Raw genomic sequence first — 24,399 nt, forward strand, 5'->3', positions numbered from 1 at the left:
CGCGGCTCCGGCCGGATCCCTTGACGAACCGACGATATGCAAAGCTTCCCCCGACGCGACCGGGAAGCGGCAGAGGGGAACCTCTCTTGAACAACGAAGCAATCGACCGCCTGCGGGTGCCCGCTGCCTGGGTGCTCCTCGGCGCAGTGGCGGCGCAGGTGATCGCCGGACTGATCCACGTCTTCGGGGCCGAAGACACGCCTCGGTCGTTCGTCGCGAACGCAGGCGGCTACATGTTCGGGCCGGTGGTCATCGCCCTGCTGCTGGTGGCGGTGGTGTTGGTGGCCACCGCTCCCTACCGGACCTCCGTGAACTTCCCGATCGTGCTGACCGCGCTGATCCTCACCGGTTTCGCGGCGCTGATGGGCCTGGTCACTTTGGTGATGGGCTTCATCTTCGCCGGCGACGTGTCGGACATGGGCGTCGGCTTCAGCAACCTGTTCGCGGTCGGCGGGCAGCTCGCCATCGTGTCCATCGCCGGGATCTACATGCTGAAGGTCTTCGGCGACCACAGCCTGGTGCCGCGCTCCGCCCCGCAGCAGGTGGGGCCGCAGCAGGCGTTCGCCCCGCAGACCGGTGCCCAGGCGGCGTTCGGCCAGCAGGGCTACGCCGCGGACGGCCAGCACGTCTACCAGCAGCAGGACTGGGCGGCCCCGCAGGGCGGTGGCTACGCCGACCCGAACCAGGGTGCCTACACCGATCAGGGGCAGGCGCAGGCCGCCTACGGCGACCAGTCCCAGCAGGCCTACGCCGACCCGGCCCAGAGCGGCTACGGGCAGAGCTGGCAGCAGGGCCAGAGCGGTGGCCAGGACGCCTACTACCCGCAGGGCGGGGCCCAGGACGGCTACGCCCAGCAGGCCTACCAGGCCGGCTACACCCAGACCGGCGGCCAGCAGGCCTACGGACACGAGTGGCAGTCCGCCGAGCAGCAGCAGGCGCAGGCCTACGGCACCGGTGCTCAGCAGGCGCAGGCCGGCTACGACACCCAGCAGGGCTATGACGCCTACGGGGCCCAGCAGGCGCCGGCCCTCGGCACCGGGGGTCAGCAGGCGCACTCCTACACGAGTGGGGCGCAGCAGGCCTATTCGGCCTACACGGCCGATTCCGGCCAGCAGGCCTACGGCGGCACCGCCGACCCGGCCCAGCAGGCCTACCCCACGGGTGCTCAGCAGGGCGACTACGGTTCGGCCTACGACCCCGCCGCCTACGCGGCCCAGCCGCAGGCCGATTCCGGCCAGCCCGCTCAGCACGGCGACCAGTACGCCTGGTACCAGCAGGCGGAGCAGCAGCAGGACACCGGGGCCGGGCAGTACGGGGCCGGTGCCACCTACGGCCAGCAGTACGGTTCCGACCAGCTGGGACAGCAGACATCCGAGTCCGGGGACGGCCAGCAGAACTGGTACCGGGACGACGACCGGCGCTGACTCCGCGGCCCTCGCGGGAGATACCCCGGGAAACCCGGACGACCCGGTCCGCCCAGGACTACACGCCCAAATTGCGTGGTAATCCGCTGAACCGACAGCGGCGTGCGGCCGTTGGCCGTTCGTTACATGATATTCAGTGGATTACCACGCAACGCGCTTGACGTATAGCGAGGCGCGCGCGTGTAATTTCAAGGTGTGATTCCACCCTCCCGGGGGTCGAATGGGAGGGTACATCTAGGGGGGCAATAGGAGGTGCGCATGAGCGAGGTCATCCCGCTGGCGCACGGCGCAGATGATGATCTGGGCTGGCAGGAACGCGCCTTGTGTGCGCAGACCGATCCCGAGGCGTTCTTCCCCGAGAAGGGCGGCTCGACACGGGAGGCGAAGAAGGTCTGCCACTCCTGCGAGGTGCGGGCGGAGTGCCTGGAATACGCGCTGGAGCACGATGAGCGCTTCGGCATCTGGGGGGGACTCTCCGAGCGCGAACGTCGTCGGTTGAAGAAAGCCGCCGGTCAGGATTTCGATTTCCTGGCTGACCTTCTGTAACCGGCCGACCGCCGTCGGGCGTGTGCCCCGGGTCTTTTGCCCGGGGCACACGCTTTTTTCGTGCTTGCTTTGCCCGGGTTTCCCCGGGCTCGTGCGCGGACGGCCGGGGTGCCTGTGGCCCACGGGGGCGATGCGCTCCGTGGTGGCGCTGTGACCAGTGGTGTTTCACGCGCCGTCGCCGACGGTATCGGGGATACCGGGCAACCGCCCCCGACCAGCGCGCATGTGGCGTATGGTGATCAGCCGATAGGGTCCGACCGTAAACGGTCGATTCGTCCCTCCCATCGACAACCGCCGCCACCGAAACCCGAGAGCGAACCCCAGCCGTGCCACCCCTGGACCCCGCTCGCCACATCGTCACGGCCGTCATCGTCACCCATGACGGAGACCGCTGGTTGCCGGAGACGCTGGAGTCCGTCCGCGAGCAGTCGCGACCGGTGCAGCGCGTCGTCGGAGTCGACACCGGCAGCCGCGACGACAGCGGCCGGATCCTCGCCGAGTTCATCGCCGCCGACGCGATCACCACCCTGCCCCGCGACACCGGCTACGGTGACGCCGTGCGCGCGGGCCTGCGGCTGCCCCGCGCCCGAGCCGAGTTCCCCGGCGCAGCGCCGGACGCCACCGAGTGGATCTGGCTCATCCACGACGACTGCACGCCCGAGCCCGACGCGCTGCACCACCTCCTCCTCGCCGCCGGCGACAACCCCCGCGCGGTGGTGCTGGGCCCCAAGCTCCGCGACTGGTTCGACCGGCGCCTGCTGGTCGAGGTCGGCGTGACCATCGACGGCGCCGGCCGCCGGGAGACCGGCCTGGAGCCGCGCGAGTTCGACCACGGGCAGCACGACGGGACCCGCCAGGTCCTGGCCGTCTCCAGCGCGGGGATGCTGGTCCGCCGCGACGTGTGGGACGAACTCGACGGCTTCGACCGCGGCCTGCCGCTGTTCCGCGACGACATCGACTTCTGCTGGCGTGTCGGCGGCGCCGGGCACCGCGTCCTCATCGTCACCGACGCCGTGGCCTACCACGCCGAGGCGGCGGCGCGCCGCCGCCGCACCATCGACGCCAGCGGCGGCCACCCGCGCCGGATCGACCGCCGCAACGCCCTGTTCGTGCTACTGGCGAACCTGCCCTTCGGCGGCATGGTCGGGGCGCTGCTGCGCAACACCGTCGGCTCGCTCCTGCGCGTGCTCATGTACGTCATCGCCAAGCAGCCGGCCAACGCCTTCGACGAGGCGGCGGCGATCGCATCGGTCTACTTCAGCCCCCGGCGCCTGGCCCGCGCCCGCTTTCGGCGGCGGCGCAACCGACGCCGCACCTACAGCGCGATCGCGCCGTTCCTCGCCCGCGGCGTGGCCATGCGGCGGCTCACCGAGATGGCCGTCAACGTCATGACGGGCTCCACGGCGCTGGACACCGCCGGGCGGCACCAGGCGGTCGTCGCCCCGCCGGAGCGCGCCGAGGACGACGACGATCCGCTGCGCGACGACCAGAGCGTGCTGCGCCGGTTCATCACCCACCCGGGCGTGCTGCTGATCGTGGCGCTGACCGCGGTGACGCTGGTGGCCGAGCGGTCCCTGCTGGCCGGGGACCACCTCGCCGGAGGCGCGCTCGCCCCCGTGGCCGGCGGCGCCTCCGACCTGTGGGTGCTGTACCTGGCGAGCATGCACGACGTCGGCATCGGCTCGGGCGCACCGGCCCCGCCCTACGTCGGGCTGCTCGCCCTGTTCTCCACGCTGACCCTGGGCGACCCGCGCACCGCCGTCACCGTCGTCCTGCTCGGCTGCGTCCCGCTGGCGGGCTTCACCGCCTACCGGCTGGCCCGGCGGGTGCTGCACTTCCGCCCCGCGCAGCTGTGGATGGCCGGGTCCTACGCCCTGCTGCCGATGGCCACCGGCGCCGTCGCGCAGGGGCGGCTGGGGACGGCGCTCGTGCACGCCCTGTTCCCGGTGCTGGGCATCCTGCTGATCCAGGTGCTGACCCTGCCCGGGCGCCGCTCGCGGCGGGCGGCCTGGGCGCTGGGCCTGTTCCTGTCGATCGCCACCGCGTTCGTCCCGCTGGTCTGGCTGCTCTCCCTGGTCACCGGCGCGGTCGTGCTCGCGGCGTTCGGACACCTGGGGCGCAGCCTCTACGTCAGCGTCGGTATCGCGCTGGCCACCCCCCTGGTGTTGCTCCTGCCATGGTCGTGGGAGCTGCTCACCACCCCCTCGATGTGGCTGTTGGAGGCCGGTCTGCACCGGCCCGAGCTGTCGGCTCCGCCCGCGACCCCCGAGGCGCTGCTCATGCTGTCGCCCGGCGGCCCCGGCAACCCGCCGATCTGGGTCACCGGAGGCTTCATCGCCGCCGCGCTGTGCGCGCTGCTGCTGCTCCGCAGCCGGATGGTGGTCGCGGTCGGCTGGAGCATGGCCCTGGTCGGCATCCTCGTGGCGATCCTCATCAGCCGCATCGTCGTCGAGGCTCCCTACGGTGGCCCCGCCGCCCCCGCGTGGCCGGGTGTCGCCCTGGCGTTCGCCGCGACGGCGATGCTGCTGTCGGCCGCGACCGCCGCGCAATCCTTCGACGGGATGTGGAAGGCGGGCGGGCGCAGTCGCCTGTTCGCCTCCGGTGTGGCCGCGCTCGCCGTGACCACCCCGCTGTCCGCGGCGGCCGTGTGGATGCTCGGTGGAGTGGAGGGACTGGACGCCGACGCCCCGCGGATGGTCCCGGGGCTGCTCGGCGCGGTCAGCGACGACGGCACCCAACCGCGCGCGCTCGTCGTCAACCCGACCGAGGACGGCGCGGTGCGCTACAGCGTGCTGCGCGGCCGCGAACCGCGCGTGGGCGAGGAGCAGATCCCCGCCGACCCCGGACCCGGCGCCGTGCTGGACCGGGCCGTGGCCGGGCTGGCCGCGGGACGGGGCGGCGACGAGGCCGACGTGCTCGCCGGCCTCGGCATCGGCTACGTGGTGGTGCCGCGGCCGGAGGTCGGCAGCGCGGCCGACGTCACCGTGGTCGACACCATGGACGGCACCCCGGGGCTGGCGCGGCTGCAGCTGACCGAAGACTTCGCCATGTGGCGGGTGGACCGCCCGGCCGGGCGGGTGCAGGTGCTCGGTGAGGGCGAACCGGTGGTGCTGCGGGCCGACGCCGGCGAGCCGGTGGCGGTCGATGTCCCCGAGGGCGAGCCGGATCGCACCCTGCTGCTGGCCGAGCCCGCCGACGGCCGGTGGAGTGCCCGGCTCGACGACGGCACCGAGCTCACGCCTGCGGAGGCCGACAACGGTATGCAGGCCTTCGAGCTGCCCGCCGCCGGCGGACGGGTCGAGATCGCCCGCAGCGACGTGCTGCGGCTGACCTGGCTGCTGGTGCAGGGGGCACTGCTGGCCGTGGTCGTGGTGTTCGCCCTGCCCGGTGTGCGCACCGAGGAGGACATCCGCGCGCAGGCCGCGACACCCGCGCCGCGCCCCCGCCGACCCGCCCGGCCGCGCTCGCGCTCCAGGAGCCGGAGCGGCGGGCACGGGACCGGCCGCGGCGGCGCGGGCGGCGGCAGGCGCGGCCGACGCGGCCGCGGCCTGAAGCGGGAGCAGAAGGGGGAAGCCCGGTGAGGCTGATCGTCGAGAACCGGTTCGCCCTGCTGGGACTGGTCGCGATCGCGCTGGCCGCGCTGTTCGGCGTGGCGTTCGCGACCCGCTCCATGGGGGCCGACGCCGGGGCCGCCGCCCCCGCCTTCGAGCAGGTGCCGGTGGAATCGGCGCTGCGGGTGTGCCCGGCGCCGGTCGGCGGCGACCGGGAGAGCGAGCTGTCGACCTACACCCCCGTGGGCGGGACGGGTGGCGGCACGCTGAGTGCCGGACCCGATATCGAGGGCGCCCCGCCCATGGGCGAGACGGGTGAGGCCGGTCGGCCGTGGACCCAGGATGTGACCGACGTCGAGCGGCCCACCGTCGTGCGGGCCGAGGGGGCCATGGCGGCCGGGTTGGAGGCCGTCCAGACGACCGTCGGCGAGGACGACCCCTACGTCGCCCAGGTGCGCTGCATCGAACCCGGCGTGAGCACGTGGTTCGCCGCACCCGGGGAGAACGGGCTGGAGAAGCTGCGGGTGCACGTGGCCAACGTCGACGGCACCGCCGCCACCGTCAACGTGGACGTCTACACACCCGACGGCCCGCTCGTCGGCGAGGAGACACGGGGGGTGCCGGTCGACGCCCACGGCGAGGCCGTGATCGACCTGACCGGCCTGGTCGACGGGGTGGACACGGCCGTGGTGCATGTCCGCACCAACGTCGGCCGGGTCGCGGCGGCCCTGTTCGCCGAGAACACCGAGACCGGCGCGGACTGGGTCGCGCCGACGCAGGCCCCGGCCGAGCGCCTGGCGATCCCGGGCGTCCCCGGCGGCGGGGGCGGTCGGCAGCTGATCGTCGCCGCGACGGGGGAGGAAGCCGTCACCGCGGACGTGCGCGTGTACACCACCGAGGGCGAACTGGACCACGAGGGCTTCACCGGCCTGAGTATCCCGCCGGGGGCGTCCATGCCGCTGAGCCTGCAGGACGCGCTGGGCCGGCAGGAGGCCACCATCGTCGTCGAGGCCGACGGCCCCGTCGTCGCGGGGGTGGCCACCGCGCGGTCGGGCGGCAGGGACACCGCGTACGCGGCCGCGGCGGACCCGCTGGAGGGGACGGTCGACGGTCGCGGCATCCTCCCGGCGGCCCCGGACGGCGTTTCGACCCGCCTCCTCCTCGGTGCACCGGAGGGGGCCGCGACCGTGGTCGTCACCGCGGTCGCCGAGGACGGGGAGCGCGGCGAACGCCAGACCGTCCAGGTCGAGGCAGGGCACACCACCACCGCCGACCTGGAGACCCCGGACGGCGCCCACGTTCTGATGGTCGAAGTCGCCGAGGACTCCGGACCGGTCTACGCGGCCCGCGTCCTGTCCGACGGCTCGGGCGACAAGCGGGTCACCGCCACACTGCCGGTCCTACCCGCCCCGGCCGAGGTCCTGCTGCCCCCGGTCCAGGACACCCTCACCGGTGTGGTGCCCTGACACGCGCCGGGCCGCAGCCTGGGCGGGCGGCTCCGGGCACGGGGGCTCACGCCTCGGGGTCGACGGTCTCCGGCTCCAGGCCCAGCAGGTTGGCGACCTCCTCGACGACGGTGTCGTAGACGAGGAGCGCCATCTCCTCCGGTTCCTTGGTGCGGATCTCCACCGGGCGGCGGTAGATGATGATGCGCGCCTGCCCGGACCGGGTCGATTCGAGCCGGGAGAAGGGGATGCCGTCTTCCGCGGTGACCCCGGCGGGGACCTGCGGCACGTCCTCGACCAGGAATTCCACGTTGGCCAGTTCCCGGGCCCACAGGCGCTCCAAGCGCTCGACGGCGTCGAGCACGAGGTCGTCGAAGATCTGTGCCCTGCTGCGGGCGATAGGGAGTTCAGGCGGAGCCAGAGGTCCGCGAATGCCGCGCCCGCGGCGGTCACGGCGCCGTATTCGGTCGGCTTGCGGCCTGTGAAGGTGCACTCGTCGCACGCTCTGAGACTATGCCATCCGAGCCCATCGCGCAGCCCCGCCCCGAGGCGCGGGCGGGCGCGCCTTCGGGCGGCCCCGCAGCGCGGGCGGGCCGGACCGTAACCCCTGCGGGCCCGAGGACGTGGTCACGGGGGCGTGCGCCGGTAACGGACACGGGGGGCAATGCTGGCGCGTTGCAGGAGAAAGGCCTAGAGTCTATCCCCGTGAGCGTTGTCCGACGCTGCTCGCGTACCGCGTGCAGGCAGCCAGCAGTCTTCACGCTCACCTATGTCTACGCCGACTCCACCGCGGTCCTCGGCCCGCTCGCCGCCTACGTCGAGCCGCACTGCTACGACCTGTGCGCCATGCACGCCGAACGCCTCACCGCGCCGCGCGGCTGGGAGGTCGTGCGGCTGCCCGCCGACAACACCGGCGGCGGCCCCGGCAGCGACGACCTGGAGGCGCTGGCCAACGCCGTCCGCGAGGCGGCCCGACCACCGGCCGTGCGCGACCCCGTCGGACAGGGTGTCGAAACCCACCGCCGCGGCCACCTGCGCGTCGTGAAATCCGAGCCGCAGCGCCCCCAGCACCCACCTGACCAGCGCCCGGGCCGCCCGCCGCGCGACGCCTGAACGCCACCGGCCGTTCGTCGGCCGCCCACCCCGGTCTTGTACGTTGGTAGGCGTGCGCGGGCACGGCGCTCGCGCCCGCGCAACCCTGTCCGTCGCGTGAGATCCGGAGCAGCTGTGGGCGACCTCGGTCAGATCTTCAAGGCATACGACATCCGGGGCGTGGTCCCGGACACGCTGGACGCCGGCATCTCACGGGCCATCGGCGCGGCGTTCGCCCGCGTGGCGGGGGGTGCGGCAGTCGTCGTCGCGCACGACATGCGGCCGTCCTCACCCGAACTCGCCGCCGCGTTCGCCGAGGGCGTCACCTCGCAGGGCGTCGACGTCGTGTTCGCCGGGCTGGGCTCGACCGACCTGCTGTACTACGCCTCCGGGCACCTCGGGCTGCCCGGCGCGATGTTCACCGCCAGCCACAACCCGGCCCAGTACAACGGCATCAAAATGTGCCGGGCCGAGGCGGCGCCGATCAGCTCGGAGACCGGGCTGGACGAGATCCGCGCGCTCGCCGAGAAGGGCGTGCCGGCCCATGAGGGCCCCGAGGGAACCGTGACCGAGCGCGACATGCTCGCCGGCTACGCCGCGCACCTGCGCTCACTGGTGGACCTCTCCGACATCCGTCCACTGAAAGTCGTCGTGGACGCCGGGAACGGCATGGGCGGCCACACCGTTCCGGCGGTGCTCGGCGACACCGTGCTCGACCCGCTGCCGCTGGAGGTCGTGCCGCTGTACTTCGAGCTCGACGGCACGTTCCCCAACCACCCGGCCAACCCGCTGGACCCCGACAACATCGTCGATCTGCAGGCCAGGGTGCGCGCCACCGGCGCCGACATCGGCCTGGCGTTCGACGGCGACGCCGACCGCTGCTTCGTCGTCGACGAGCGCGGCGAGCCGGTCCCGCCGTCGGCCATCACCGCGATGGTCGCGGTCCGGGAGCTGGCCAAGGAGCCGGGCGCGACCATCATCCACAACCTGATCACCTCGCACGCCGTCCCGGAGATCGTCCGCGAGCACGGCGGCGAGCCGGTGCGGACCCGTGTCGGGCACTCCTTCATCAAGGAGACGATGGCCCAGACCGGGGCGATCTTCGGCGGCGAGCACTCGGCGCACTACTACTTCCGCGACTTCTGGCGGGCCGACACCGGAATGCTGGCGGCCATGCACGTGCTGCGGTTCCTCGGCTCCGGCACCGGTAAACTGTCGGAGATCACCGCAGAGTACTCGCGCTACGCGGCCTCGGGCGAGATCAACTCCGAGGTCGTCGACCAGGGTGGGCGCATGGCCGCCGTGAGCGAGGCCTACGCGGGCCGCGCCGACGCCCGGATCGACCACCTCGACGGGCTGACCGTGGCGCTCGCCGACGGGAGCTGGTTCAACGTGCGCGCCTCGAACACCGAGCCGCTGCTCCGGCTCAACGTCGAGGCGCCCGACACCGCGACCATGGCCAAGCTCCGCGACGACGTCCTGGCCGTCATCCGGGCCTGACCGCGCCGCCCGCCGCGGACCGCCGCACCGACACGAGACGAGAAGATGAGCATGAGCGCGAAGATCGACGACTGGCTGCTGGAGATTCTGGCCTGCCCCAAGAGCAAGGCGCCGCTGCGCCTTGACGCGGAGGCGGGCGAGCTGGTCTGCGACGAGAGCGGGCTGGCCTACCCGATCCGCGACGGAATCCCCGTCCTGCTCGTCGACGAGGCCCGCGAGATCCGCTGACACCCGGGGTGCCCGGTGGGTCCGGCACCGCACCGCGGCCCGCGCCGCGATGTTCCACTGCGTCCACATCCGGTCAGGATGCGGAGGGGGCGGGGCGTCGCGGCGTTGTCGCTTCGGGCGATTTCGCCGGGAGCCGAGCCGTTCGGCCGATTCCGCCGCTCTGCGGGGAACGGTCCGCCGGTTTGATCGCTCTAACCGATTGCGCCACTGTGGACTCACATGCGGCGTATGGCGTCTGCGGCCAACCCCTACCCTGGTCGTGCGCCCGCGCCAGAAAGACACGACCTCGCCTAGGAGGAGATCGATGCCCGGTCCCGAGTCGCTGATGCCGAGCGATCCCAGCGCCTTCGGCGACTACACCGTGGTCGGACGCCTCGGCAAGGGCGGCCAGGGCGTCGTCTACCTCGGCCGGGACCCGGACGGCGACGAGTACGCGATCAAGGTCCTCAACGACGAGTGGTCCCAGGACACCGACCTCCGCAGGCGCTTCGAGAAGGAGGTCCGGGCCGCGCGGAAGGTGGCGTCCTTCTGCACCGCGGCGATCCACGACGCCCGGCTCGACGAGGACCCGCCCTACGTCGTCAGCGAGTACGTCCCCGGCCAGTCGCTGCAGGAGGCGGTGGTGGCCAAGGGGCCGCACAAGGGCGCCCAGCTGCAGCGGCTCGCCGTGTCGACCGCGACCGCGCTGGTCGCCATCCACCAGGCGGGGATCGTGCACCGGGACTTCAAGCCCGGCAACGTGCTCCTGGGGCCGGACGGGCCGCGGGTGATCGACTTCGGCATCGCCCGTGTCGTCGACGGCACCGCCACCATGACCAACTCGATCGTCGGCACCCCCTCCTACATGGCGCCGGAGCAGATCGAGGGCAAGAACATCACCGACAGGGTGGACATCTTCGCCTGGGGCTGCGTGGTCGCGTTCGCGTCCACCGGCAACGCCCCCTTCGGCCAGGACAGCGTGCCCGCGGTCGTGCACCGCGTCGTCAGCGCTCCGCCCGACCTTGACGGGGTGCCCGACGCGCTGCTGCCCATCGTGAGCCAGTGCCTGGACAAGGACCCCGACCGGCGTCCCAGCGCCCAGGCGCTGCTGATGCGGCTCCTCGGGCACGACGACCCCGCCGACTCCACCTCCACGGCGGACGCCGTCCGCGAGGGCGAGCGCATCGCCGAGGCGGGCGCCCCCAGCGGCCTGCGGGCGCCCCACGGTCCGGCGACCCCGAGCGGACCGCAGACCCCGTTCCCCGCGCCCGGGCAGCCGGGGCCGGTCATGGGCGCCCGGCCGATGACCGGGCCGCAGCAGGGCGCCTACGTGCCCATGGCCAACCAGCCCGGACCGCAGCCGCCGCACGGGGGCCGCCCCGGCCCGACCGGCGCCCACCCGAGCATGGGAGCCCACTACGCGCCGCCCGCCGGGCCGAACACCACCTACGGGGCCATGCACGGCATGCCCACCCAGGCGCCACGCCCCGCCATGCCGCCGCAGAAGCAGGCCGCACGTCAGAACGCGCCGGAGGACCCGATCTTCTCGCAGGGGTGGATGGTCCCCGCGGTGCTGATCGCGATCATCATCCTGGTCCTGCTGCTCGTGCTGCTCTCGATCGGGTAGCGGCTCCCGGCGAGGTCGGCGTGCAGCGGCCGGGGCGTCAGTACATCGCGTGGGTCAACCGGTCGATGGCCCGTGAGGCCACGTCGTCCACGAACGCCTCCACGTCCGGCCAGCGCTCGTCCGCGCAGTCGGTGGGGATGATGGTGACGCAGTCGATGCAGGCGAGGTCGAGCACGTCGACCCGCCCCTCCTCGCCGACCAGCACCCCGTCGGCGTTGACCGCCAGTACCCCCGTGGACGGCGGCCCCACCTGCTGCACGGCCACCAGCAGACTCAGCACCGCCTCCGCCGCCGCGATCTCCATCGACGACCACCAGCAGCCCGGACCCCGCTCGAAGAGCGCGCGGGTGGCGGCCTCGTCGCAGCGCCGCGCCGTGGCGTCCTCGGCGACGTCCCCGGCGCTGTGCGCGACCCGGGCGTCCGGGTCGAGCTCGCGCAGCACCTGGGTCAGCGAGTCCCCGCGACGGCGCAGATGCTCCTGGATCCTGCGGTGCAGCGCGCCGGCCAGCGGTGCGGGCCCGTGCGACGTGGTGGTCTCCCTGGTCGGCGCCGACACGGGGGTCCGGCTGAGCTCGGCGCGGAGTGCGGCCGCGGCCAGGTCGGCGAAGATCGGGATCAGCGCGATCAGCCGATCGTAGGAGTCGGCGCGGGAGCGGACCGCCAGCATGCGCGGCCGCAGGCGGCGGTCCACCGGCAGTGGCGGGTAGCCGGAGCGCATCAGCGACAGCGAGGCGAGTACCCAGGGCAGCGGGTGGGGCCGCGGGGGCACGGGCACATCCGGCCAGAGCTCCGCCTCGCAGGCCAGGAACAGGTGGGCGGCGCGGATGACCGGGTGGGTCTCCACCGTCGCCGCCTCCGCCAGCACCTTGCCGGACTGCTCGGGCAGGTCGGGCGGCAGGCCGAAGTCCGGCGCCCGCCGTGCCAGGTCACTGAGGTAGCCCGGGGTGAGGCTCTCCCCCGAGCGGCACTCGGCGGCCAGCTCCACCAGGATGTCCTCCTCGGCCCGGAGCCGGTCCGGGGCGGCCTCCTCCTGTTCGGCCAGCAGCCGCAGTTCCCGCAGGTGGCGTCGGAGGACTCTGCGCAGGGCCTCCTGCGGGCGGCCCCCGGCGGTGTACCGCTGGTGGTCGGCGCAGGCATCGCGGAGCCGGTCGAGATCGGCCAGCCGCCGGCGGATCGGGGCCGGGAAGCGGTCCAGGGCGAAGGGTCGGCCTTGATGCGGGTTCACGTTTGTGACAGTAGCCCGCGAAGGCCCGCCGAAAACCTGACTCGGCGGGATCCGTCCCCGTCGGCCGGAAATTCCGCGCGGGCCACCGGAGGTTCAGACGCGGTATCCCCGGCGGTAACGCCCGCGGGGCAGCATCGCATACCTCCGTCCCCCCGAGGTTGGTCGTTCCCCCGTGCTGCCCGCCCCGCCCCCGCAGTCGTCCCCCGCGCGTCCCGCCGCCCCAGGCCCCGCCCGCCCCGCCGCGGGGCCGGGTACCGGCCACCGGCCCGAGATCCACGGCCTGCGCGGGCTCGCCGTCCTGCTCGTGGTCGTCTACCACATCTGGTTCGGCCGTGTCTCGGGAGGCGTCGACGTCTTCCTCCTGCTCAGCGGCTTCCTGATCACGGGCTCGCTGGTCAGGATGGTGGAGCGCAGGGGGCGGGTGGACGTCGCGGCGTTCTGGACCCGGCTGGTCAGGAGGCTCTTTCCGGCGGCATCGGTGGCCCTGGCGGGGGTGCTGGCCGCCGCCTACCTGTTCCTGCCGGACGACCGGTGGCGGGACACGATCCAGCAGGTCGTGGCCGCCGCGCTGTACTACGAGAACTGGTGGCTGGCGGCCGAGTCCGTCGACTACCTGGCGAACAACAGCGCGGCCGGCCCGGTGCAGCACTTCTGGTCGCTGTCCATCCAGGGGCAGTTCTACCTGCTGTGGCCCCTGCTCGTGGGCGCGGCGGCGGTCATCGCCGCGCGGTCCGGATGGGGCCTGCGCCGGACCGTCCTCGCCGCGGTCGCGACGGTCTTCGCCCTATCCCTCACCTACTCGGTCCTGGCCACGGCCGCCGACCAGCGGTGGGCCTACTTCGACACCGGCGCGCGGCTGTGGGAGCTCGCCCTCGGCGGCCTCCTCGCACTCGCCCTGCCCCACCTCCACCTCGGCCACCGGACACGTGTCGTGCTGGGCTGGCTCGGCCTGGCCGCGCTGGTGTCCTGCGGAATGCTGATCCCGGCGACGGCCTTCCCGGGGTTCGCCGCCCTGTGGCCGACGGGCGCGGCCGTGCTGATCATCCTCGCCGGAACGACGAACAGCCGCTACGCCGCCGACCGCCTGCTGACCTGCAGGCCGCTGCACGCGGTCGGGGACATCTCCTACGCGCTGTACCTGTGGCACTGGCCGGTGCTGGTCTGCTACCTCGCCGTCACCGACCGGACCCTGCCCAGCGCACTCGGCGGCGCCTACGTCGTGGCCGTCTCCGCCCTCCTCGCCGTCGCCACCAGGTATCTGATCGAAGACCGCGTCGAACGGTTCGCCACGACCCACCGCACCCGCCTCATCGCCCCCGCGGTCGCCCTGGCCTGCCTGCTGCCGGTCCTGACGGCGGCGGGCGGCTGGTCGGCCCACCTGACCGCGCAGCAGAAGCGACTGGAGGCCCTCGTCGCCGACCCGGCCCACTACCCCGGGGCCGCCGCGCTCACGGGCGAGACGGAGCCGCCCGACCTCCCCGTCTACCCTCCACCGGCAGAAGCGGCCGACGACGTCCCGACCACCTACGCGGACGGCTGCAACCAGGACACCGCCGGGTCAGAGGTCCTCACCTGCACCTACGGCCCTGACGGTGCCGAGCGGACCATCGCCCTGGTCGGCGGCTCGCACGCGGCCCACTGGTTCCCGGCCCTGGAGGAGATCGCGCAGGACAACGGCTGGCGCATCGTCAACATCGTCAAGGGCGCCTGCCTGTTCACCGATGCTCCGCAGACCTACAAGGGCGCGGAGTACACCTCCTGCGCGGAGTGGAACCGCGGCGTCATGACCGAACTCGCCGACCTGCGCCCCGACGCGGTCTTCACGACGGCCACGACGACGAGCCTCGACACGGAGGCGGGCTACGGTGAGGAAACGGTGGTCGACGGCTACACGGCCAAATGGCGGGCCCTCGCCGCCCTCGGCATCGACGTCATCGCCATCCGCGACACTCCGCGACTCGGCTTCGACACCGCCTCCTGCGTGGCAGCCAAGCCCCCATCGGACTGTGCCGGAGCCCGCTCCGACTCCCTCGCCGAGGAGTCCCCCCTCTCCGACCTGGCGGACGCCCCCGCCAACGTGACGTTCCTCGACCTCACCGACCACCTCTGCACCGCCGACCGCTGCCCGGCGGTCATCGGCAACGTCCTCGTCTACTGGGACGGCGGCCACATCACCACCACCTACATGCGCACCCTGGCCCCACCCCTCGAAACCCGGATGCGCCCCGTGACAGGGGAGTGGTGAGAACGTCGGAGCCGACCGGCCTCAGCGACCGCGCGTACCGGATCGGCCGCTGGGGTCACGATGCGGCCACGAGAATCCTCTGCCGCCACGCTTCGGGGTCGGGGACCACCATGACGTACCTCTTCCCAGAGTCCGTCGTGACGGCGATGGCCGGGCCGCTCCGCATGATGATTCCGATGCTTCCGCCGTATCCGACCCGCAGGCCGACGCCGAGGTAGTCGGCGAAGGCGTCGACCGAGGTCACCTCGACCGACCGAATCCGGCCGACGGGGATGGTGAACGTCCAGACCGGAAACGCCCTCAGCCGTAGGGTTCCGCCCGCGACGCTGATCTCGCCGCGCATGAAGCCGACCATCCACGCCAGCGCGATACCGAGGGCGGGAATCCAGGCGTGGACGACGGCGGCCCCGGGCTCCGCTGTGAGGATCAGCACATAGGTGCCGAGCGTGGCCGCCAGCACGGGAAGCGCGATCAAGGCGACCCAGGGCGTCGGGCGCACGATGGCCAAAGGTGGTGGGCCAGGGGGTGATGGAGCGCGGTTTTCCTGCTCGTCGGCCATATTCCGTCTCTCGTCACGCCCACGCGAGGCCGGGGGCGGTTCTTCCGGGGCAACGGGTCCTGTTCCCGATCCCGGTGGGCCTGAACCGGCGCGACACGGCGGCTGTAGGGTTGCGGGGTTCTCAGAGGAGGTCATGCGCATGGATGACGGACGTCGCTTCGAGCTGCAGCTCTACCTGATGCTTGCGTCGATGGCGGGCCTACTCGTCATGGTTTTCGCCCTCGCTTCGGCGGAGACGGGATTCATGGCCGCCATCACAGGGTTCCCCATCGCCGTCGCGGCGACCGTGTCGCAGATCCGCGACCTCCGGCGCCTTCGTCGGCCGGACCCGCGCTGACCATGGCGATCGCCGCGACGGAACGGACAAAATCGCCGCCTTTCGCCATGATCATTTTCGGGAACCGCGGTTCCCGACACCCCCTGTCAGGTGGTCGATGATCGACTGGCCGCATGACGGAGACATCGATTCTGGTGCTGGGCGCCACGGGGACGACGGGGCGGAGGGTGGCCGGGCTGCTGCGGGAGGCCGGTCATCGGGTGCGGGGCGCGTCGCGGCGCGGGGAGGTTCCGTTCGACTGGGGTGACCCCGCCACCTGGGACCTCGTGCTGGACGGGGCGTCGCGGATGTATCTGATGGCGCCGCACGAGCTGCCGATCGCACCCGCTTTCGCGGCCCGGTCGGTCGAGCGCGGGGTGGAGCGGATCGTGCTGCTGTCCAGCGGGGCCATCGAGGTGATGGGCGACGAGCGGCTGATGGCCGCCGAGCATCTCGTGCAGGCGTCCGGCGCCGAGTGGACGATCGTGCGGCCGGACTGGTTCGACCAGAACTTCGACGAGGGCTTCTTCCACCCCGCCATCATGGCCGGGCGGGTCACCGTGCCGATGGGGGAGGTCCGGCAGGTGTTCGTCGACGCCGACGACATCGCCGCGGTCGCCGTGGCCCGGGGTGCCTGGCGCCACTGAGCCAACACGCCCCCTCCGTTGATCTCGGGGATATCGGGGTATCAGCGCCGAATTTCACCCCGATATCTCCGAGATCAACGGAGGATGCGGGCCGGTTACCGGGGGCGGGGGCGCTGCTCCTGCTCTTGGCGTTGACGGAGGAGGCGCAGGGCCTTCTGCTTCTCGAAGTCCATGGCGCGCACCGGCGGCGGGGTCAGGCGGCCCAGCCGTTCGCCGAACGAGCGGACCCGCGCAAGCGTGGTGGGTTCGGAGAGCATGCGCAGTGCGAACGCGAGCGCCGCCGGGGTGATGCCGTAGGCGCGCTCCAGTTCCAGGCCGACCGCGATGGTGCGCAGGTCGGATTCGGAGAACCGGCGGTGCCGGTGCCCGCGACCCGTGGGCTGTTCCTTGGTGACCGGCAGCAGCCCCAGGCTCTCCCGGTAGCGCAGCATTCGGGCGCTGGTGTCCAGCCGCTGCGCCGCCGCCGAGATGGGGATGCGCTCGTGACCGGACTCACCACCGGTACTCCGCGCGGGCGCCTGCTCACCGCCGGCGCGCTCGGCGGCTCCGGGACGCGGGGCGGCGCGGGGTGTCTCGTCGTCGGCCATGGGGGTGACTCTAACCGGACCGCACCCCACCCCCGGTTGAATCTGACAATAAAACGTCAATTTCGACGCAAGGGTCGTGTAACGATCACACGAGCACCTCTAGACTCGGGTCGCATCCACCCGTCTGGAGTGAGGACACGCATGTCTTTCGACTTCAAAGTCGCCGACCTGTCACTGGCCGAGTTCGGTCGCAAGGAGATCCGCCTCGCCGAGCACGAGATGCCCGGCCTCATGGCCACCCGTGCCGAGTTCGGGGCCTCGAAGCCGCTGGCGGGCGCCAAGATCATGGGCTCGCTGCACATGACCGTGCAGACCGCCGTCCTCATCGAGACCCTCGTCGACCTCGGCGCCGAGGTGCGCTGGGTGAGCTGCAACATCTTCTCCACCCAGGACCACGCCGCGGCCGCGATCGTCGTCGGCCGCGACGGCACCCCGGAGGACCCCAAGGGCGTGCCGGTCTTCGCCTGGAAGGGCGAGACCCTGGAGGAGTACTGGTGGTGCACCGAGCAGGCGCTGACCTGGCCCGGCGGTGACGGCCCGAACATGATCCTGGACGACGGCGGCGACGCCACCATGCTCGTCCACAAGGGCGCCGAGTTCGAGGCGGCCGGCGTGGTGCCCGACCCCGCCACCGCCGACAGCGAGGAGTTCAAGGTCTTCCTCACCCTCCTGCAGAAGAGCCTCGCCGCCGACCCGAAGAAGTGGACGACGATCGCGGCGCGCATCAAGGGCGTGACGGAGGAGACCACCACCGGCGTGCACCGCCTCTACGAGATGCACCGCGAGGGCAAGCTGCTCTTCCCCGCCATCAACGTCAACGACTCGGTCACCAAGAGCAAGTTCGACAACAAGTACGGCATCCGCCACTCGCTGCCGGACGGCATCATGCGCGCCACCGACGTGCTCATCGGCGGCAAGGTCGCGGTGGTCTGCGGCTACGGCGACGTCGGCAAGGGCTCCGCCGAGGCGCTGCGCGGCCAGGGCGCCCGGGTCATCGTCACCGAGATCGACCCGATCAACGCCCTGCAGGCCGCCATGGACGGCTACCAGGTCGCGACGCTCGACGACGTCGTCGAGACCGCCGACATCGTGATCACCACGACCGGCAACTTCAACATCATCCGCGCCGACCACATGGAGCGGATGAAGCACCAGGCCATCGTCGGCAACGTCGGCCACTTCGACAACGAGATCGACATGGCCGGGCTGGAGAAGATCCCGGGCATCACGAAGACCGAGATCAAGCCGCAGGTGCACGAGTGGACCTTCCCTGACGGCCACACGATCCTCGTGCTGTCCGAGGGCCGTCTGCTCAACCTGGGCAACGCCACCGGCCACCCCAGCTTCGTCATGTCGAACAGCTTCACCAACCAGGTCATCGCCCAGATCGAGCTGTTCGCCAAGACCGACGAGTACCCGACCGACGTCTACACGCTGCCCAAGATCCTCGACGAGAAGGTCGCCCGGCTGCACCTGGACGCGCTCGGGGTCAAGCTCACCGAGCTGACCAAGGAGCAGGCCGCCTACATCGGTGTGGACGTCGCCGGGCCGTACAAGCCCGACCACTACCGCTACTGATACCGGCACCGACCTCTACCGGTAGCGACACACCACGACATGGCAGTTCCCGAGCATGACGTCGCGGACCTCGGCCTTGCCCGGGCCGGGGTCCGGCGCGTCGAGTGGGCGGCCCGCGCCATGCCCGCGCTGCGCCAGGTGCACGACCGGTTCGCCACCGAGCGGCCGCTGGCCGGGCTCCGCCTGGCCGCGTGCATGCACGTCACCGCGGAGACCGCGAACCTGCTGCGCGCCCTGCGCGCCGGCGGTGCGCAGATCGCGCTGGCCGCCTCCAACCCCCTGTCCACCCAGGACGACACCGCCGCCGCGCTCGTCACGGACTACGACGTCACCGTCTATGCGCGCGCCGGTATGGACGCCGAGAGCTACGACCGCAATCTGCTGGCGGTCCTGGAACACCGGCCGCACATGCTCCTGGACGACGGCTGCGACCTGGTCAACCTCGCCTCACTGGAGCGGCCGGAGCTGCTCGGCGACACCTTCGGTGGCTGTGAGCAGACCACGACCGGCGTCATCCGGCTGCGTCAGATGAGCGCCGAGGGCGCCCTGACCCTGCCCATGGTGGCGGTCAACGACACCGCGACCAAGCGGATGTTCGACAACCGCTACGGCACCGGGCAGTCCACCATCGACGGCATCATGCGCGCGACCAACGCGATGCTCGCCGGGCGCACGATGGTCGTGGCCGGCTTCGGCTACTGCGGGCGCGGTCTGGCCGAGCGCGCCCGCGGGATGGGCGCCCGGGTCATCGTCACCGAGGTCGACCCCGTCAAGGCGCTCGACGCGGTGATGCAGGGCTACACCGTGCTGCCGATGGACGAGGCCGCCCCGATCGGCGACGTGCTCGTGACCGTCACCGGCAACCGGGACGTGATCCGCGCCGAGCACATCGCCTCCCTCAAGGACGGCGCGGTGCTCGCCAACTCCGGCCACTTCGACGTCGAGATCGACCTGCAGGCGCTGGAGTCGCTGGCGGTGGAGGTCCGGCACGAGGTGCGCCCCCAGGCCGACGAGTACGTGCTGGGCGACGGCCGCCGTATCGTCCTGCTGGCCGAGGGCCGCCTGGTCAACCTCGGCGCCGCCGAGGGCCACCCGGCCGCGGTGATGGACCTGTCGTTCTCGGTGCAGGCGCTCACCACCGAATGGCTGGCCCGGCACCGGGACACGCTCACCCCCGGTGTGCTGGACGTCCCGGCCGACATCGACACCGAGGTCGCCCGCCTGGAGCTGGCCGCCCTGGGTGTGGGCATCGACCACCTCACCCCGGAGCAGGAGGAGTACCTGCACTCCTGGCACGCCTGACGCGCGACCGGGGCGTCCTCCGCCCTCCGCGATGCCGGTGTCCGGCCGCAGGGTGTTCCGATGTTCTCGGGCGAACGGTTCGGATTCCATCGATTACTCGAACCGTTCGCCCGAGACCACCGGAGAGGTGGGGGAGGGGGATGCGCGGAGGGGCGGCCCGGTCGGCCGGGCGGATCACCCCGTCGGCCGGCCGGCCTGCCGTGCGGCGAGCCGTTCCTCCTCGCGGCGGCGGCGCTCGGCGAGAACGGCCGCCAGGTACTCCGGCGGCGCGGTCCCCGGCGGCGGGGGCGGGCCGACCGAGGCGGCCACCATGTCGGCGATCCGCACGCCCATCTCGTAGCGCGCCTGCTCGGTGAGTTCTCCGTAGCGCAGCACGTACTGGCGGGCCATGGCCGCGGTTTCCGAGGGAAGCCCGGCCAGCTGGGCGGTGGACGCCCACACGGCCAGCCGGGGCGGCATCAGGATGGTCTCGTCGCGCCTTCCCCCGGTGCGCTCGGAGACCACCATCGTCCCGGCGAGGAAGTCGCCGACCCGGCGCCCGTCGCGGTTGGTCAGCGAGACGACCAGGGCGACCACGCCGAACAGGGTCCAGATCTCGACCACCGCGGTCAGTGCGCGGGCCAGCGCCTGGCGGAACCGCACCGGCGAGCCGTCGGTGCCGACCACCCGCAGCCCGAGCGCCATCTTGCCGGGCGAGCGGCCGCGGGTGGAGGTCTCGAACGCGGTCGGGTAGCCGACGAGGATCAGCACGGTCAGGCCGAGCTGGACGGCGGCCGTCGCGGCGGGGTCGACCCCCTCGGCGATCCGGCCGACGAGGACGTTCACCCCGATGACGGCGGCGACCTGCAGGCCGATGTCGACGAACAGCGCGGCCATGCGCGTCGCGAACCCGGCCGGGCGCAGGTCGAGTACCACCGCGTCCCCGGTGACCAGCGAGGACTGCCCGTGTGTAGGTCCGGTGCCCGGATACGCCACCGCTGCCTCTTCCCTGGTCGTAGGAGTACGCCTGTCTGCCTCCCCTCCAGTCTGTCAGCACCCGGGAAGATCGGCACGTCGGAGTCGGCCGGCGCGCGTCCGGTGACCGGCACCGGCCGCCCGATCCCGGTGCGGGGGGAGGAATGGGTAGAGTCCAGGCGTGGAACTCGACGTGTTCGCTGAGAAGCACCGACCCGACTGGGACCGCCTGGAGCACCTCGTGCGCAGGCGCCGGAAGCTGTCCGGCCCCGAGGTGGACGAGCTCGTCGAGCTCTACCAGAAGGTCAGCACGCACCTGTCGGTGGTCCGCTCCTCCGGCGAGGACCCGGCCCTGGTCGGCTGGCTGTCCGGTCTGGTGGCGCGGGCGCGCGCGGCGATCACCGGCGCCCACACCCCGGCCTGGCGCGACTTCACCCGGTTCTTCACCCATACCTTCCCCGCGGTGGTCTACCGGCTGCGGTGGTGGTGGATCGGGGCGACCGCCGGGTCGCTCGCGTTCGCCACGGCGCTGGCGGTGTGGGTGATCAACGACCCGCAGGTGATGGCCTCGATCGCCGCCCCGGAGCAGATCCGCCTCCTCGTCGAGCACGAGTTCGCCAACTACTACGTGGAGAACCCCGGCGCGTCCTTCGCCGCCCAGGTGTGGACGAACAACGCGTGGGTCGCCGCCCAGGCCATCGTCTTCGGCGCCTTCCTGGGGCTGCCGGTGATCTATGTGCTCGCGTTGAACAGCGCCAACCTCGGGCTGAGTGCGGGGATCATGATCGCCCACGGCAAGGGTGACGTCTTCTTCGGCCTGATCCTCCCGCACGGCCTGCTGGAGCTGACGGCGGTGTTCGTCGCGGCGGGCGTCGGCCTGAAACTCGGCTGGACCATCATCGCCCCGGGTCACCGGCCCCGCCTGCGCGCCCTGGGCGAGGAGGCCCGCCCGGCCATCGCGGTGGCCCTGGGCCTGATCCTCGTCCTGTTCATCTCCGGGCTCATCGAGGGCCTGGTCACCGGCTGGGTCCACACCACCTGGCTGCGCATCGGCATCGGCGTGGTGGCCGAGGTCCTGTTCCTGGCCTACATCTTCACCCTCGGCCGCAAGGCCTACCTGGAGGGCGAAACCGGCGACATCGAGGAACGCCCGGCGGTGCTGCCGGTATCCGGATGATTTCCATGCGGGCATGCTCCCGCCTGTAGCAAGCTTGGCGGCATGGATGCAGATGGCTTGCCGCTGCAGGGGATCGGTTCGCCTGACCCGTCGGGAGGGGAAGTACAGCCGTCACCGCCCGACATGCTCGCCGAGCCTGTCCACAACCACACCCGTTGCTGGCGGTGCGGCGCTGACCTCGAAGCCGACCCGGTGACGCGACGCCTGGCGGAACGCGAAGGTCTCGAACAGATCGTCGCTGCCTATGAGGCGGAACACGGCCCCCTCAGCGAGGAAGACGTCGCACGGGCCCAGGCTGTATTCGACGCCGCTGAGCGGCGGGAGGCGGAGTGGCAGTCTCGGCAGAAACGGAAACTGGGCGGTGGCGGCCTAGATTGATTCCGGGAGCAATGTGAAGTGATCCACGTGCTTCGGCCGAACAGCACAGAAGTGCCGCCGATCTACGGTTGCAATTCGGCTGATTTCTAGGCGCTGAGCCAGAGCCATCACTGAGGCATCGACGAAGCCGAGGCTTAGGGACGCGTACTGCCGGATGAAACTTGCCGCGCAGATAATATCCTGCTGGTCAAGTTCGACGATCTCCATCTCGCTTTGGACCACGTCGTCGATGAATTCGGCCTCGGCTTTGCTGCCCAGATTTGATTCGACGTTCCATGCTGTCTCGGTCAGGACGGTTGTGGGGAGCAGTAGCCTTCCTGGGATCGACCCCAACAGGTCGGTGGCGACCCGATGGTGCTTGTCCCGCTTGTCGATCGCCGCCCAGAGAACTCCTGTGTCAAGGAGTGTGACGATCATTCGGAGTGCCTCAGCTTTTCGAGCATGATCTCGTGGTGGCGCTCTGAGATGTCGCTGCGCCCAGAGTCGAACTTCCCGACGAATGGAAGGAATCGCCTGCCTGGCCCACCGTCGTCTGCGTTTCGCAGCCGAACGATTTCGCTGTCTGTCTCCGCAAAGGCGCGCAGGCGTCGCAGTCCGGCTGGCGGAAGCTCATCCATTATCTCGCGCAAGGCCTCATAGTCAGGTTGGGCGTTCATGGCACCAGTCTAGGTGCCGTGGCTCTGCTTCGCAGAGGAATCAGCACATCGCCGGATCTCCCTACAACCGCCCCTGGGCCTTGAGGTCGATGTAGGCGTCGGCCAGGGCCGGGGCGATGTGGTCCGGGTCGGCGTCGACGACTTCGACGCCGTGGCGGCGCAGTTCGGCGGTGATGCGGCGGCGCTCGGTGAGGGTGCGTTCGGCGGCCGCCGCCTCGTAGACGCTGCGGGCGTCGCCGCGGGCCGCGGCCATCTCCGTGACACGGGGGTCGCCGACGGCCGCGACCAGGAGCAGGTGGCGGGCGGTCAGCGCGGGCAGCCGCGGCAGCAGCCCCTCCTCCATGGCGGTGGCGTTCAGGTCGGTCAGCAGGACCACCAGCTGCCGGGTGCGGCTCTGGCCGCCGAGGATGGTGCTGACCATCCCCGTCGGGTCGGACTCCACCAGCTCGGGCTCCAAGGGCGCCATGGCCTGGACGATGCTCGGCACCATGCTGCCCCGGCCCCGGCTGCGGACCTGGGCGCGCACACGGCGGTCGTAGGCGAGCAGCTCCACCCGGTCCCCGGCCTTGGCCGCGAGCGCGGCCAGCAGCAGGGCGGCGTCCATGGCGTGGTCGAGGCGCGGGGTGTCGCCTACCCGGCCGGCCGAGGTGCGGCTGGTGTCCAGCACGAGCAGGATCTTGCGGTCGCGCTCGGGGCGCCAGGTGCGCACGACGACGCCGTCGCGGCGCGCCGTGGCCCGCCAGTCGATGGAGCGGACGTCGTCGCCGGGCACGTACTCGCGCAGCGAGTCGAACTCGCTGCCCTGGCCGCGCACCAGCGTGCTGTGCTGCCCGTCCAGCTCACGCAGACGCGAGAGCTTCCCCGGCAGGTGGCGGCGGCTGTGGAAGGGCGGCAGGGTGCGCACGCTCCACGGCACCGCGTGGGTGCACTGCCGCGCCGCGATCCCCAGCGGCCCCACGCTGCGCAGGGTCACCCCGGCGGCCTGCTGGTCGCCGCGCCGCCGCGGGGTGAGCACGGTGCCGATCCGGCGCCGCCCCCCGCCCGGGATCGCCACGTCGTGTGCGCGAGGGTGGGCATCCGCGCTGGGTGCCCACGCGTCGCGCAGCACGCCGCGCAGTGTCCGGGCGGCGGGGTTGGCCACCACCAGGGTGACCGTGGCGGACTCGCCCAGCCGGATGGAGGTGTCGCCGCCGCGCTCGAAGGTGACCTTGCGCGGGCTGGGCGCGAGCAGCAGGTCCACCGCGATCAGCGCGGCGAGGACGCCCAGTACCGTCCACAGCACCCAGAGGCCGGCCGCCCCCGCGATGAGCACCACGAGCGTGCCCGCGAACGCGGCGAATACCGCCCGGCCTGTGATCGCCATTCGTTTCCTCTACCTCGTTG

Annotated in this window: 23 protein-coding genes; 15 read left to right on the forward strand and 8 right to left on the reverse strand. The window is 72.0% G+C overall.

Going from position 1 to position 24,399, the window contains the following annotated elements:
* The first annotated feature begins 86 nt into the window (after positions 1-86).
* The 4 genes from HNR23_RS00870 to HNR23_RS00885 all read left to right on the forward strand — a co-directional run bounded on the left by HNR23_RS00870 (position 87) and on the right by HNR23_RS00885 (position 6,987).
* Complete coding sequence (locus HNR23_RS00870) at positions 87-1,424, forward strand: hypothetical protein (RefSeq protein WP_184072526.1); 1,338 nt, start codon at positions 87-89, stop codon at positions 1,422-1,424.
* A gap of 258 nt (positions 1,425-1,682) precedes the next feature.
* The gene (locus HNR23_RS00875; protein WP_017618767.1) at positions 1,683-1,970 is read left to right on the forward strand and encodes a WhiB family transcriptional regulator; all 288 of its coding nucleotides are present in this window, start codon (positions 1,683-1,685) and stop codon (positions 1,968-1,970) included.
* Between the two features lie 326 nt (positions 1,971-2,296).
* Complete coding sequence (locus HNR23_RS00880; RefSeq protein WP_184072528.1) at positions 2,297-5,551, forward strand: glycosyltransferase; 3,255 nt, start codon at positions 2,297-2,299, stop codon at positions 5,549-5,551.
* Entirely contained in the window at positions 5,548-6,987 is a 1,440-nt protein-coding gene (locus HNR23_RS00885) for a DUF5719 family protein (RefSeq protein ID WP_184072530.1), read from the forward strand. The genes HNR23_RS00880 and HNR23_RS00885 overlap by 4 nt, the downstream gene beginning before the upstream one ends.
* Positions 6,988-7,033: 46 nt before the next feature.
* On the opposite strand, the gene HNR23_RS00890 is transcribed toward HNR23_RS00885, so the two are convergent.
* Positions 7,034-7,429, reverse strand: a complete 396-nt coding sequence (locus HNR23_RS00890; RefSeq protein WP_184079687.1) for a metallopeptidase family protein — start codon at positions 7,427-7,429, stop codon at positions 7,034-7,036.
* A 242-nt stretch (positions 7,430-7,671) separates the two neighbouring features.
* Here HNR23_RS00890 and HNR23_RS00895 point away from each other — a divergent pair, with 242 nt between their 5' ends.
* From HNR23_RS00895 to HNR23_RS00910, 4 genes are all read left to right on the forward strand, one after another.
* A complete protein-coding gene (locus HNR23_RS00895) occupies positions 7,672-8,079 on the forward strand; it encodes a DUF3499 family protein (RefSeq protein WP_184072532.1) in 408 nt (135 codons plus the stop codon).
* Positions 8,080-8,193: 114 nt separating this feature from the next.
* Entirely contained in the window at positions 8,194-9,558 is a 1,365-nt protein-coding gene (locus HNR23_RS00900; RefSeq protein ID WP_184072534.1) for a phosphomannomutase/phosphoglucomutase, read from the forward strand.
* 51 nt (positions 9,559-9,609) lie between these two features.
* Positions 9,610-9,786 carry a Trm112 family protein gene (locus HNR23_RS00905; RefSeq protein WP_184072536.1) on the forward strand — a complete coding sequence of 59 codons (177 nt, stop codon included), beginning with the start codon at positions 9,610-9,612 and terminating at the stop codon, positions 9,784-9,786.
* A 304-nt stretch (positions 9,787-10,090) separates the two neighbouring features.
* Complete coding sequence (locus tag HNR23_RS00910; RefSeq protein WP_184072537.1) at positions 10,091-11,392, forward strand: serine/threonine-protein kinase; 1,302 nt, start codon at positions 10,091-10,093, stop codon at positions 11,390-11,392.
* Between the two features lie 37 nt (positions 11,393-11,429).
* Here HNR23_RS00910 and HNR23_RS00915 read toward each other — a convergent pair whose 3' ends face one another.
* The gene (locus HNR23_RS00915; RefSeq protein WP_184072539.1) at positions 11,430-12,617 is read right to left on the reverse strand and encodes a hypothetical protein; all 1,188 of its coding nucleotides are present in this window, start codon (positions 12,615-12,617) and stop codon (positions 11,430-11,432) included.
* Between the two features lie 172 nt (positions 12,618-12,789).
* Between HNR23_RS00915 and HNR23_RS00920 the strand changes: the two genes are divergently transcribed.
* Positions 12,790-14,862 (forward strand): acyltransferase family protein, encoded by a 2,073-nt coding sequence (locus HNR23_RS00920; RefSeq protein ID WP_343070374.1) that lies wholly within the window; start codon positions 12,790-12,792, stop codon positions 14,860-14,862.
* Between the two features lie 55 nt (positions 14,863-14,917).
* Here the strand turns inward: HNR23_RS00920 and HNR23_RS00925 are convergent, their stop codons facing one another.
* Entirely contained in the window at positions 14,918-15,361 is a 444-nt protein-coding gene (locus tag HNR23_RS00925) for a hypothetical protein (protein ID WP_184072541.1), read from the reverse strand.
* 199 nt (positions 15,362-15,560) lie between these two features.
* Here HNR23_RS00925 and HNR23_RS00930 point away from each other — a divergent pair, with 199 nt between their 5' ends.
* Complete coding sequence (locus tag HNR23_RS00930) at positions 15,561-15,758, forward strand: hypothetical protein (RefSeq protein WP_184072543.1); 198 nt, start codon at positions 15,561-15,563, stop codon at positions 15,756-15,758.
* A gap of 113 nt (positions 15,759-15,871) precedes the next feature.
* Entirely contained in the window at positions 15,872-16,384 is a 513-nt protein-coding gene (locus HNR23_RS00935; protein ID WP_184072545.1) for an SDR family oxidoreductase, read from the forward strand.
* 95 nt (positions 16,385-16,479) lie between these two features.
* On the opposite strand, the gene HNR23_RS00940 is transcribed toward HNR23_RS00935, so the two are convergent.
* A complete protein-coding gene (locus HNR23_RS00940; protein WP_184072547.1) occupies positions 16,480-16,971 on the reverse strand; it encodes a MerR family transcriptional regulator in 492 nt (163 codons plus the stop codon).
* Between the two features lie 141 nt (positions 16,972-17,112).
* Between HNR23_RS00940 and ahcY (HNR23_RS00945) the strand changes: the two genes are divergently transcribed.
* Both ahcY (HNR23_RS00945) and ahcY (HNR23_RS00950) read left to right on the forward strand, forming a co-directional pair.
* Complete coding sequence (ahcY, locus tag HNR23_RS00945) at positions 17,113-18,549, forward strand: adenosylhomocysteinase (RefSeq protein WP_184072549.1); 1,437 nt, start codon at positions 17,113-17,115, stop codon at positions 18,547-18,549.
* Between the two features lie 39 nt (positions 18,550-18,588).
* On the forward strand, positions 18,589-19,851 hold the full coding sequence (gene ahcY, locus HNR23_RS00950) for an adenosylhomocysteinase (RefSeq protein WP_184072551.1): 1,263 nt from the start codon (positions 18,589-18,591) through the stop codon (positions 19,849-19,851).
* A 174-nt stretch (positions 19,852-20,025) separates the two neighbouring features.
* Here ahcY (HNR23_RS00950) and HNR23_RS00955 read toward each other — a convergent pair whose 3' ends face one another.
* Complete coding sequence (locus tag HNR23_RS00955; protein WP_184072553.1) at positions 20,026-20,826, reverse strand: RDD family protein; 801 nt, start codon at positions 20,824-20,826, stop codon at positions 20,026-20,028.
* A gap of 160 nt (positions 20,827-20,986) precedes the next feature.
* Here HNR23_RS00955 and HNR23_RS00960 point away from each other — a divergent pair, with 160 nt between their 5' ends.
* Complete coding sequence (locus HNR23_RS00960) at positions 20,987-21,982, forward strand: stage II sporulation protein M (protein ID WP_184072555.1); 996 nt, start codon at positions 20,987-20,989, stop codon at positions 21,980-21,982.
* Positions 21,983-22,024: 42 nt separating this feature from the next.
* Positions 22,025-22,360: a hypothetical protein gene (locus HNR23_RS00965; RefSeq protein WP_184072557.1), complete on the forward strand. Its 336-nt coding sequence runs from the start codon at positions 22,025-22,027 to the stop codon at positions 22,358-22,360.
* On the opposite strand, the gene HNR23_RS00970 is transcribed toward HNR23_RS00965, so the two are convergent.
* The 3 genes from HNR23_RS00970 to HNR23_RS00980 form a co-directional block, all read right to left on the reverse strand.
* Positions 22,352-22,777 carry a type II toxin-antitoxin system VapC family toxin gene (locus HNR23_RS00970; RefSeq protein WP_184072559.1) on the reverse strand — a complete coding sequence of 142 codons (426 nt, stop codon included), beginning with the start codon at positions 22,775-22,777 and terminating at the stop codon, positions 22,352-22,354. The genes HNR23_RS00965 and HNR23_RS00970 overlap by 9 nt on opposite strands.
* A complete protein-coding gene (locus HNR23_RS00975; RefSeq protein ID WP_184072561.1) occupies positions 22,774-23,016 on the reverse strand; it encodes a hypothetical protein in 243 nt (80 codons plus the stop codon). Before HNR23_RS00975 ends, HNR23_RS00970 begins: the two co-directional genes overlap by 4 nt.
* Positions 23,017-23,077: 61 nt before the next feature.
* Positions 23,078-24,379 carry a DUF58 domain-containing protein gene (locus HNR23_RS00980; RefSeq protein WP_184072563.1) on the reverse strand — a complete coding sequence of 434 codons (1,302 nt, stop codon included), beginning with the start codon at positions 24,377-24,379 and terminating at the stop codon, positions 23,078-23,080.
* Positions 24,380-24,399: the final 20 nt, after the last annotated feature.

This window comes from Nocardiopsis mwathae, assembly GCF_014201195.1.
GTDB lineage: Bacteria > Actinomycetota > Actinomycetes > Streptosporangiales > Streptosporangiaceae > Nocardiopsis_C > Nocardiopsis_C mwathae.

Excerpts from the sequence above, each read along its gene's own strand:
- HNR23_RS00875 (WP_017618767.1), top strand. The coding sequence starts at position 1,683 with ATGAGCGAGGTCATCCCGCTGGCGCACGGCGCAGATGATGATCTGGGC.
- HNR23_RS00905 (WP_184072536.1), top strand. The coding sequence starts at position 9,610 with ATGAGCGCGAAGATCGACGACTGGCTGCTGGAGATTCTGGCCTGCCCC.
- HNR23_RS00910 (WP_184072537.1), top strand. The coding sequence starts at position 10,091 with ATGCCCGGTCCCGAGTCGCTGATGCCGAGCGATCCCAGCGCCTTCGGC.
- HNR23_RS00930 (WP_184072543.1), top strand. The coding sequence starts at position 15,561 with ATGGATGACGGACGTCGCTTCGAGCTGCAGCTCTACCTGATGCTTGCG.
- HNR23_RS00935 (WP_184072545.1), top strand. The coding sequence starts at position 15,872 with ATGACGGAGACATCGATTCTGGTGCTGGGCGCCACGGGGACGACGGGG.
- HNR23_RS00940 (WP_184072547.1), bottom strand. The coding sequence starts at position 16,971 with ATGGCCGACGACGAGACACCCCGCGCCGCCCCGCGTCCCGGAGCCGCC.
- ahcY (WP_184072549.1), top strand. The coding sequence starts at position 17,113 with ATGTCTTTCGACTTCAAAGTCGCCGACCTGTCACTGGCCGAGTTCGGT.
- ahcY (WP_184072551.1), top strand. The coding sequence starts at position 18,589 with ATGGCAGTTCCCGAGCATGACGTCGCGGACCTCGGCCTTGCCCGGGCC.
- HNR23_RS00965 (WP_184072557.1), top strand. The coding sequence starts at position 22,025 with ATGGATGCAGATGGCTTGCCGCTGCAGGGGATCGGTTCGCCTGACCCG.
- HNR23_RS00970 (WP_184072559.1), bottom strand. The coding sequence starts at position 22,777 with ATGATCGTCACACTCCTTGACACAGGAGTTCTCTGGGCGGCGATCGAC.
- HNR23_RS00975 (WP_184072561.1), bottom strand. The coding sequence starts at position 23,016 with ATGAACGCCCAACCTGACTATGAGGCCTTGCGCGAGATAATGGATGAG.
- HNR23_RS00980 (WP_184072563.1), bottom strand. The coding sequence starts at position 24,379 with ATGGCGATCACAGGCCGGGCGGTATTCGCCGCGTTCGCGGGCACGCTC.